The organism is Streptococcus sp. CCH8-H5 (assembly GCF_001556505.1).
GTDB lineage: Bacteria > Bacillota > Bacilli > Lactobacillales > Streptococcaceae > Streptococcus.
Genome location: NZ_LSIZ01000099.1, coordinates 1 through 2318 on the forward strand (window position 1 = coordinate 1; position 2318 = coordinate 2318).

The 2318-nt window shown below is 37.4% G+C and carries 2 protein-coding genes; both read left to right on the plus strand.

Annotation, left to right across the window (positions count from 1 at the left end):
• Positions 1-1483, plus strand: a 1483-nt coding sequence (locus AX663_RS06080; RefSeq protein WP_156430769.1) for a mucin-binding protein, incomplete at its 5' end; no start/stop codon positions are given.
• 573 nt (positions 1484-2056) lie between these two features.
• Positions 2057-2318, plus strand: a 262-nt coding sequence (locus AX663_RS06085) for a YSIRK-type signal peptide-containing protein (RefSeq protein ID WP_156430770.1), incomplete at its 3' end; no start/stop codon positions are given.

Consider the following 2318-nt stretch of genomic DNA (forward strand, 5'->3'; position numbering starts at 1 on the left):
AAGTCATAGATACGGCAGTGTGCCAGTTCCAGTGGTTCCAGGCTACATCGCAGATGTAGGACACGCGGGCTCTCTTCAAGTAACACCAGAAGCTCCTAACGCTGAGGAATTAGTTACGTATAAACCGTTAGGAAAGATTATTGCAGTTGATACTGATGGCAAAGAAATTCAAGGTGTACCAACAATTCAATATCAGAATGATCCCGAAAATCCAACCAAGGCGGGCAAAACCTTATCTCCACTTATCTCAGGGTATGAGACTGATGTTCTCAGTATAACCCCAAGTAAGCCAGAAGAAGATACCCCAGTTGTTTATCGTAAGGCTATTCAAGAAGCGACTATCACTTATATTGACCAAACGACTGGTATAAGTCTTGAGAGTGATCGTGTCACAGGTAAGTCAGGTGAAATTATTGAATATACTACAGCCGACAAGATTGCATTTTATGAAAGTCGTGGTTATGAATTGTTAACTGATGAGTTACCAAAACAAGCACACTACGATACTGATACGTCTGTTGTCCAAGTATGGAGAGTTACTTTGAAACATAGGACTGTAATAGTAGGTTCTAGGAATCCTCATGATGGTGATGTCATCAACCCGGATGATCCACTAAGTCCAAAATATCCAAGTAAATATCAGTGGCAGAAAGATGTTGCTGCGACCGTTCATTATGTTGTGTCAGATGGAAATGCTAAGGCACCAAGCGACAAGGTTCAAGTTGCACAATGGACACGCACCGTTACATATGATATGGTGACTGGTCAGGAACTTTCGTCAACAGTATGGAAAGCTAATAAAGCAACCTATGATGCAGTTGTGACAGAAGTTTTAGAGGGCTATTATGCTGATAAAGCAAGTGTGTCAACTAAGAAAGTTATTCAAGAAAACCTTGAGGAAACGGTAATCTACAAACCGCTCGGAAGCTTACTACTCAAATCAAAAGATTTGAACTTTCCAGAAGTTTCATCTGTAAAATATCCTAATAATCTAACAGACCCAACCAAATCAGGTCTACCAGTTGTTCCGGATATTCCAGGTTATAAACCTTACCTTCAGGACCCTAAGTATCCTAGTAAGTTTGGAAAAGCTATCCAGCCAGGTAGCACCATTATTCCTGAAAATTCTGGAGAGGATACCCTTATATACTATATAGCGATAAATCAAGATAAACCAAAATCTCCTTTAAATCAAACGAGTAAGCCAAGCAAGAGTCAGCAACCAGAACATCCTTCTATTGAAAAGAAACCAGAGGTATCTTCGCAACCGGAAGAAGTAAAACAAGTAAATGAAGCTTCGAGAATCGTTGTTAAGACAGCTTCACAGGCTGCTACTACAAAAGTAGCTTTATATAAAAAACAAGTAGTTCTTCCCCAAACTGGTGAAGAAACAGAGCAAACAGTCGAAGTAGCAGGCTTTTCTGCTCTGATTGTGGCTCTTGGTCTGGGAATTCAAGGCTATCGTCGTAAAAAAGAAGATTAATCTAATTGAGACGGACAAATCTCTTATTAGTTTTAAATAAAGTAAACCAGCAGTTCAATTTGAGTTGCTGGTTTCTTTTTTGGGGAGAATGTTTGAGTTTAATATGTTACTCTTAAGTAATTATATGAGAATCGTTTGAATAGTTGTTATGATTCGTCAATACTGTAATAGTAGGATAAAGTGAAGTTAATGCTCTGAAATAGCGTACAAATATGTGCGATAATAATTGTATTATTAGAGAATGTTCGTTTTTTTAATGTCATAGAGAAGTTCAGAAAAAGATTTGGAATAGCGTTTTAATTAGAAAATAAAACGATAAAATAATTATTTTTATATTGAGTGAAGTGTTAATAAATATTGTTATATAAGGTGTTTTGTTGTTTTTGGGTTGATATTGCTAATCTTTTTGTAGTTGAATAATCAGAAAGTTGAAAAATAAAATTAAAAAATTTTGACAAAAATCTTGACCGCTAATTGTCAGAATGTTAGAATATAGTATACTCACTTTTATAATTGGATTAATTTTATAAGTGTGTACCTATAACTAACTAACTTTTTAGAGGAGGTCTTTTAATGAAAGACATTTTCAATAGACGCCAGCGCTTTTCATTGCGTAAATACTCGTTTGGTGTCGCTTCAGTCTTACTAGGGACAGCGCTCTTTGCTGCTCGTATTGCTCAGGCTGATGAAGTAACATCCCCAGAACCTTCATCTTCAACACCAAGCTCTACGGTAGCAGGTGAGAGCTCTGCCGATTTAGTTGAAACGCCTACAGCATCAACAGCTCAAGCAGATCCTACTGCAGCTGTATCTTCAACTGAGGCAACTGCGTCAA